The sequence below is a fragment of the Micromonospora sp. 4G55 genome (genome assembly GCF_016803375.1).
Window position 1 is genome coordinate 1 of record NZ_JAEVHN010000296.1, and the last position, 7,344, is coordinate 7,344.

At 71.3% G+C, this 7,344-nt stretch carries 9 protein-coding genes and 2 pseudogenes; 5 read left to right on the plus strand and 6 right to left on the minus strand.

Annotation, left to right across the window (positions count from 1 at the left end; all coding sequences use genetic code 11):
- Window positions 1-145 precede the first annotated feature (145 nt).
- The 4 genes and pseudogenes from JNW89_RS21825 to JNW89_RS21840 form a co-directional block, all read left to right on the plus strand.
- A complete protein-coding gene (locus JNW89_RS21825; protein ID WP_238450311.1) occupies window positions 146-721 on the plus strand; it encodes a hypothetical protein in 576 nt (191 codons plus the stop codon).
- Window positions 722-778: 57 nt separating this feature from the next.
- Window positions 779-1,147, plus strand: coding sequence for an STAS domain-containing protein (locus JNW89_RS21830; RefSeq protein WP_309140013.1), 369 nt, complete (start codon window positions 779-781; stop codon window positions 1,145-1,147).
- A 68-nt stretch (window positions 1,148-1,215) separates the two neighbouring features.
- Window positions 1,216-1,662 (plus strand): response regulator, encoded by a 447-nt coding sequence (locus tag JNW89_RS21835; protein ID WP_154937697.1) that lies wholly within the window; start codon window positions 1,216-1,218, stop codon window positions 1,660-1,662.
- Between the two features lie 93 nt (window positions 1,663-1,755).
- Window positions 1,756-1,905, plus strand: a pseudogene (locus JNW89_RS21840) (ATPase); the annotation flags it as partial.
- 452 nt (window positions 1,906-2,357) lie between these two features.
- Here the strand turns inward: JNW89_RS21840 and JNW89_RS36890 are convergent.
- Window positions 2,358-2,606: pseudogene (locus JNW89_RS36890) on the minus strand (Wzz/FepE/Etk N-terminal domain-containing protein); the annotation flags it as partial.
- 186 nt (window positions 2,607-2,792) lie between these two features.
- Here JNW89_RS36890 and JNW89_RS21850 point away from each other — a divergent pair.
- Window positions 2,793-4,649: a polysaccharide biosynthesis protein gene (locus tag JNW89_RS21850; protein WP_238450313.1), complete on the plus strand. Its 1,857-nt coding sequence runs from the start codon at window positions 2,793-2,795 to the stop codon at window positions 4,647-4,649.
- Window positions 4,650-4,716: 67 nt separating this feature from the next.
- Here the strand turns inward: JNW89_RS21850 and JNW89_RS21855 are convergent, their stop codons facing one another.
- The 5 genes from JNW89_RS21855 to JNW89_RS21875 form a co-directional block, all read right to left on the minus strand.
- The gene (locus tag JNW89_RS21855) at window positions 4,717-4,917 is read right to left on the minus strand and encodes a hypothetical protein (protein WP_088961796.1); all 201 of its coding nucleotides are present in this window, start codon (window positions 4,915-4,917) and stop codon (window positions 4,717-4,719) included.
- 15 nt (window positions 4,918-4,932) lie between these two features.
- Window positions 4,933-5,247: a hypothetical protein gene (locus tag JNW89_RS21860; RefSeq protein ID WP_238450314.1), complete on the minus strand. Its 315-nt coding sequence runs from the start codon at window positions 5,245-5,247 to the stop codon at window positions 4,933-4,935.
- Complete coding sequence (locus JNW89_RS21865; RefSeq protein ID WP_238450315.1) at window positions 5,244-5,618, minus strand: DUF1622 domain-containing protein; 375 nt, start codon at window positions 5,616-5,618, stop codon at window positions 5,244-5,246. Before JNW89_RS21865 ends, JNW89_RS21860 begins: the two co-directional genes overlap by 4 nt.
- Window positions 5,619-5,661: 43 nt before the next feature.
- Window positions 5,662-6,246: a TMEM165/GDT1 family protein gene (locus JNW89_RS21870; protein ID WP_238450316.1), complete on the minus strand. Its 585-nt coding sequence runs from the start codon at window positions 6,244-6,246 to the stop codon at window positions 5,662-5,664.
- A 253-nt stretch (window positions 6,247-6,499) separates the two neighbouring features.
- Entirely contained in the window at window positions 6,500-7,084 is a 585-nt protein-coding gene (locus tag JNW89_RS21875; protein ID WP_238450316.1) for a TMEM165/GDT1 family protein, read from the minus strand.
- Between the last annotated feature and the right edge of the window lie 260 nt (window positions 7,085-7,344).

Here is a 7,344-nt window from a genome sequence, read left to right on the forward strand (position 1 = left end):
CTGCCGCCCCGGCTGGTGGCGGAGGTGCTGCGGCTGCGCGGCTGGCAGGTGACCTTCCTCGGGGCGAGCGTCCCCGCCGCGCACCTGGTGTCGTACCTGCACCGGGCACGACGCGCACGCGGTCGCCCTGGCCTGCGCGCTGCCGATGCGGCTGCCGTACGCGCACCGGATGATCGAGGCCTGCCGCCGGTCGGACGTACCGGTGGTGGTGGGCGGGCGCGGCTTCGGCGACGACGGCCGCTGGGCCCGCACTCTCGGTGTCGCCTGGGCGCCGGACGCGCCGAGCGCGGCCGACCTGGTCGCCGACGAGCGGGCGCTGCGCCGGGTTCGCCCGGCCGAGCTGCCGCACCTCGCCGACGACGAGTACGCCAGCCTGGTGAAGCGGCGCGGTGAGCTGATCGACTCCGCGCTGGCCGATCTGCGCGAACGGGTGCCGTCGGTCCGTGACTACACCCCCGCCCAGCTCGACTCCACGATCGGCGACCTCGGGTACATCGTGGATTTCCTGGCCGCGGCGCTGTACGTCGACGACAGCTCGCTCTTCACCGACTTCGTCGGCTGGCTGGTGGAGATCCTGACCAGCCGTGGGGTGCCGGCCGCCGCGGTCGGGCTGACCCTCGGCCACTACCATCGGCAGCTGCGCGACTTTCCCCGGGCGGCGCGGTTCCTGGCGCTGGGGGAGCTGGTCCTCTCCGCGCCCGGCGACCCCACCCGGCGCTGATCGCGGCGGTGCCGGGCACCCTGCGTATACTTGCTCCACTGCAAGGGTCGGCCTGCGGTGCGAGCGAGAGGGACGACGTTGACGTTCACCGTCACGCACAGCCGGCGGGCTGGTGGTGGTGTGTGCTTGCGGCTCGTCGGTGAGCTGGACATGAGCACCGTCGGTCAGCTCAACGAGACGATCGACCGGCTGGCTGCCGACGGCGCCCGCCAACTGCTGCTCGACCTCGCGGAGTTGACCTTCTGCGACTCCACCGGCATCGCCGCGTTCGTCCGGGGGGACAATCGGGCTGCCGCCGACGGCGGGTGGCTGCGGCTGACCGGGGCGACCGGCCGGGTGGACCGGGTGCTCCAGGTCACCGGGCTCGCGGATGTGTTGGCGTACCAACCGGACATGGCGGACCCGGCGTCGCAAGACGCCCCCTGATCGGCTAGATTTCCCCGCCAGCGGGTGACCGTGCGGTCCCCATCGCCCGAGATGAGACAGGTAACACCATGGGCCAAGGCGCCGCGAACCCCGTCCGCATCCTCGTCGTGGACGACGACCCGGGTGACGTGCTGATGATCGAGGAGGCCCTGGAGGACTCCGAGATCGAGAAGGTCATCGACGTGGTCAGCGACGGCCAGGAGGCGATGGAGTTCCTCCGCCGGGAGGGTCGGCACACCGAGGCCCGCCGCCCGGACGTGATCCTGCTCGACCTGAACATGCCCCGGATGGACGGGCGGCAGGTGCTCGGCGAGGTCAAGCAGGACGAGGATCTGCGGACCATCCCGATCGTGGTGCTCACCACCTCGAACGCGGACACCGACATCGTCGGCAGCTACACGCTGCAGGCCAACGCGTACGTGACCAAGCCGATCGACCTGGACGACTTCAACGACGTGGTCCGCCGCATCGACGAGTTCTTCGGTCGGGTGGTCGTGCTCCCCAAGCGTTCCTGACCCACCCGGTGGCCCGCCCCCGGGGCCGACGCTCAATTGCTGAACATTTTTCCCGAACATCCTCGGCGCCGAGCGGCAGCCGCCAGGATCGAACTGGGGGAAAGACGTACCAGCTGCCTGGGGGGCGACAGTATGAGGTTCTCCGTCGTTGAGACCGGCTACGACCAGCGGCAGGTCGATTCCTGCCTCGACGAGCTGGGAGTCCGGTTGACCCGGCTCGCGGCGCGGGCGGAGGTCGCCGCATCGCCGACGATGAGCGGCGCCGCCTTGGCCCCGGCCTCGAACGGAATCTCGCCCAGCAGCGGGCTGCCGGTGACCCGTTGCAGCCCGGCGGCGTCGCGCAGCCGGACGTCGACCAGGCCGCGCAGCACGGCGAGCGCGGCGCCGAGCAGCAGCCCGACCAGGCCGCCGACGATCAGGTTGCGGGTGGGTTGCGGGGAAACCGGGCTCGAACTCACCCGGGGGCCGCCGACCACCTCGATCTTGATGGGCGCGGCCCGGCCCTCGGCCGTCGTTTCGACCTTCTGCACCAGCTCGACGAACTTCGCCGCGAGCGACTCGGTCACCTTCATCGCCCGGGTCTGGTCGGTGTCGGTGACGGTGGCGCTCAGCAGCACGGTGCCGGTCTCGGTGGAGGTGCTGACTCGCCGCTGGACGTCGTCCGCGGTGAGGCCCACCGGTGTCTCCGCCACCACGCTCTGCGCCAGGCGGTCGCTACGGAGCAGGTCGGCGTAGGACTTCACGCGCTGCTGAAGGAAGAGGCCGCCCTGGTAGGCGTCGGTGACGCCCTGGCTGGGCGTGGTCACGAAGAAGGTCACGGATGCCACGTACCGGGGTGGCGTGCGAACGGTGATGAGGGCGGCCGAGCCGACCGCGACCATCAGCGTGACCAGGACGATCCACCAGTGTCGGCGGACCAGGCGCAGGCAGGTGCGTACGTCCATCACGCTCTCCGTTCCGCCGGGACAACTAGCCGGTGAAACTGCACGAAATCCCCCAATACTTCCTAAACGGCATGACAGGATCTATACGTTGCAAGTTAGCCGTGACTCGACCAAACGAATGTAAGCCATCGAGCATCCCTAGAGACCTGAATCCTCGCAATCAGGTAACAAACGCAGAGGACACCAATGGACGATGCAGCCTCCCCGGCCGGCACGAACATCCCGCGACGTGACTGGGTCACCCGACGTGCGAAGACCCTGTCTCTGCTAACGCTCGACACCGGCGCATGGTGCGCCGGATTTCTGGTCGCCGCCTGGGCCAGGTACGAATTCGGCCTCACGCCCGGGCAGTGCGCCCTCGTGCTGGGCACCGCCGGCGTGTGTGCGGTCGTCCACGCCGCCATCGAGCAGGTGCGCTCCACCGCCCGCGGCCGCCACCCGATCGGCAGCATCGGCGAGGCCCGTGACCTGGCCCTGACCACCCTCATCGCCGCGGCCGTGATGCTGGCCGCCCTGGCGACGCTCACCGAACGCCCGGTGCCGGCCAGCGTCCCGGTGACCGGCGGGGCGGTGGCGCTGTTGGTGATGGCCGGCGGGCGGGCCGGCTACCGGTGGCGGCGTGACCGCGACGACCGCCCGGTCCGGGGCGCGGAGCGGGCCCTGATCTACGGCGTCGACGCGGCGAGCGAACGCCTCGTACGGGTGCTGGTCGGCGACCCGGGCGGCAGCTACCTGCCGGTCGGCCTGCTCGACGACGACCGCGAGCGGCAGGGGCTGCGCCTGGAGGGACTCCGGGTGCTGGGCGGCCGCGAGCAGATCGAACAGGCGGTACGCCGCACCGGGGCCACCACGGTCATCTTCTCCATCGACGGCGCGGACGCCGAGCTGATGCGCGACGTACGCCGCCGCACCTTGCAGGCCGGCGCCGCCTTCAAGGTGCTCCCCCCGGTGCGGGAGCTGCTCGACCGGCCGGTACGGGCCACCGACGTACGGGACCTGCAACTCACCGACCTGCTGGGGCGGGCGCAGCGGGTGGCCGAGCTGATGATCGAGCGCAACGGTCTGGCCGGTCGGCGGGTGCTGGTCACCGGGGCGGGCGGTTCGATCGGCTCGGAGCTGTGCCGGCAGATCGCCCGCTGCGAGCCGGGCGAGCTGATGATGCTGGACCGCGACGAGTCGGCCCTGCACGCCCTGCAGATGTCGCTGCACGGCCGGGCGCTGCTGGACGGGCCGGAGCTCATCCTCGCCGACATCCGCGACGCCGAGGGCATCGCCCGGATCGTCGCCGACCGGCAGCCGGACATCGTCTTCCACGCCGCCGCCCTCAAGCACCTGACGCTGCTGCAACGACACCCGGGGGAAGCGGTCAAGACCAACGTCCGCGGCACCCTGAATGTGCTGGAGGCGTGCCGGGACGTGAGCGAGTTCGTCAACATCTCCACCGACAAGGCGGCCAACCCGGTCAGCGTGCTCGGCTACTCGAAGCGGATCACCGAGCGGCTGACCGCCCACTACGCCGAGCAGGTCGGCGGGGCGTTCCTCAGCGTGCGCTTCGGCAACGTGCTCAGCAGCCGCGGTTCGGTGCTGACCGCGTTCCAGGCGCAGGTCGAGGCCGGGTTGCCGATCACGGTGACCCATCCCGAGGTGACCCGCTACTTCATGACCGTGCAGGAGGCGGTGCACCTGGTGCTCCAGGCGGCGACCATCGGGCGCGGCGGGGAGGCTCTGGTGCTCGACATGGGCGAGCCGGTGCGCATCGCCGACGTCGCGCGCCGGCTCGCCGCCGAGGCGGACCGCCCGACGGAGATCGTCTTCACCGGGCTGCGCCCCGGCGAGAAGCTGCACGAGGACCTGTTCGGCGTCGACGAGGTCGACAGCCGGCCGCTGCACCCGCTCATCTCGCACGTGCGGGTGCCCTCGCTGAGCCCGGAGGACGTCCGCGGGCTCGACCCGTACGCCGACGCGGACGAGCTGATCAAGTGGATGGCGACGTACTGCGAGGACCTGCCGGTGCGGTCCTCGATGCTGCCCTCACCCCGCTGACGAGGACGCCGCGGCGGCGGCGCCCGGTGGGGCCACCGCCGCGGCGGCGTTGGGACTTACGGCGGCCTCAGCGCCGCTCGCGGGCCCGCTCCCCGTCTTCGCCCTCGGTCTCCTCCAGCGCGTCGGCGAACGGCTCGGTCAGGTCGTCGCCCGGCACGGCGACCGCCTCGGCGCGGTCCTGCTCGTCGACCCGACCGCCCGGCGGCGGCTCGGGAGCGGTGGCGCCACCGGCGAAGCCGTACTCGTTGGGCTCGTCATGCCTGCTCATGGGGTTGTCCTCCCGCTATGTTCGCTTTTGCGTCCTGCCGCTCACGGTAGGCCGTGATCGTCTTACCCGCAGGGTGGCGGCGATAGTCGGTGCCGGGGCGGGCGGGCCGCCCGCGAGCCCGGCCCAGAGGAGCTGGCGCAGCAGGATGACCGCCGCGGCGGTCGCCAGCGCCGTCCAGCCACTCCCCGCGGCGAGCCGGAGCAGACCGGCGGCGACCAGCAGGTCCAGCAGCACCCGCAGCGCGGTACGCCAGGACCGGACGGTGAGCAGGACGACCGCCCCGGCGCCCAGCGCGAGGGCGGTCGCCACGCTGGCCAGCGCCTCCCTCACGCCGCGCGCTCCTGGTCCGCCCCGGTCTCGCCGACCTGCCGCTGTTCCTGGGCGATCTCCCGGCGCAGGAAGAAGTTCAGCGCCGTCCGGATGGTGGCGATGGCCGCCAGCTGCCCGATCTGGTCGAACGTCGGGGACACGGCGGTACGCAGGATGTCCGCGGCCAGCTGGAACTCGAGACCGAGCGCGAGGAACCGGCCGAGGGAGAGCCGGATCGGGGTGAAGACGGCGGCGGTGCGGTGTCGCAGTCCCTCGACCACGATCCGCACCGCCGCCCAGAGCGCGCCGACGAAGATCACCACCGCCCCGGCGATCTCCACCACGGTCACCGCGACGCGGTCGCCCTCGCGCAGGAGCTCGTCCAGGTTCACCCGGGGGCGTTACCCGCCCCCGCCGGCGCTAGTCGGCGTCGGGTCAGAGCTGGTCGACCGCCTCCAGGATCAGCCAGAGACCGCAGATGGCGAAGAGCACGGCGGCGCCGTACCGGATGGCCTTCTCCGGCAGGTGCCGGCCCAGCATCCGGCCCACCAGGATGGCCAGCGCGTCGGCGGCCACCATGCCCAGCGTCGAGCCGAGCCAGGTGCCGAACCAGCCGTACTTGGTGGCCAGCGTGATGGTGGCGAGCATCGTCTTGTCGCCCAGCTCGGCCAGGAAGAACGCGACACCGACCGCGATGACGGCCGACTTGCCGGTCTTCTCCGCCTTGCGCTTCTCCTCCTCGGTGAGCTTGTCGCCCCGCAGCGTCCAGAGGCCGAAGCCGAGGAACGCCAGGCCGGCGATCAGCGAGATCCAGCCGGTGGGCAGGGCCGCGTTGAGCCCGTAGCCAATGGCCACCGAGGCCAGGTGGACGATCGCGGTGGCGATGGTGATGCCGATCAGCACCGGGACCGGCTTGAAGCGGGTGGCGAAGGTCAACGCCATCAGCTGGGACTTGTCCCCCAGCTCGGCGACGAAGATGACGCCGAAGCTGATCACCAGCGCGGCAAGAAAACCGTCCATGAGAACCTTCCCGATCATGCCGGGAGGAGGTACGGGGGCGCCCTCGACCCGGCTGCAACAGCCTGAGTCGAAGGTCTCGCCCGCCCCACCGGAGTGGGGCCGCGTGGCCGGATGCGGAACGCACCAGTGTGTCGACCACGACATTGGGGGCTACTCCCCTTCGCGCCCTCACCCTAACCGATCACTCCGGTCGCCGGCCCGGACGGGTGCCGGGGGGCGTTACCCGCCCCCGCCGGCGCTAGTCGGCGTCGGGTCAGAGCTGGTCGACCGCCTCCAGGATCAGCCAGAGACCGCAGATGGCGAAGAGCACGGCGGCGCCGTACCGGATGGCCTTCTCCGGCAGGTGCCGGCCCAGCATCCGGCCCACCAGGATGGCCAGCGCGTCGGCGGCCACCATGCCCAGCGTCGAGCCGAGCCAGGTGCCGAACCAGCCGTACTTGGTGGCCAGCGTGATGGTGGCGAGCATCGTCTTGTCGCCCAGCTCGGCCAGGAAGAACGCGACACCGACCGCGATGACGGCCGACTTGCCGGTCTTCTCCGCCTTGCGCTTCTCCTCCTCGGTGAGCTTGTCGCCCCGCAGCGTCCAGAGGCCGAAGCCGAGGAACGCCAGGCCGGCGATCAGCGAGATCCAGCCGGTGGGCAGGGCCGCGTTGAGCCCGTAGCCAATGGCCACCGAGGCCAGGTGGACGATCGCGGTGGCGATGGTGATGCCGATCAGCACCGGGACCGGCTTGAAGCGGGTGGCGAAGGTCAACGCCATCAGCTGGGACTTGTCCCCCAGCTCGGCGACGAAGATGACGCCGAAGCTGATCACCAGCGCGGCAAGAAAACCGTCCATGAGAACCTTCCCGATCATGCCGGGAGGAGGTACGGGGGCGCCCTCGACCCGGCTGCAACAGCCTGAGTCGAAGGTCTCGCCCGCCCCACCGGAGTGGGCCGCGTGGCCGGATGCGGAACGCACCAGTGTGTCGACCACGACATTGGGGGCTACTCCCCTTCGCGCCCTCACCCTAACCGATCACTCCGGTCGCCGGCCCGGACGGGTGCCGCAGGTCACCACGCGCCCGGCCGCCGAGTCGCCCGGCGGCCGGCGGCGAC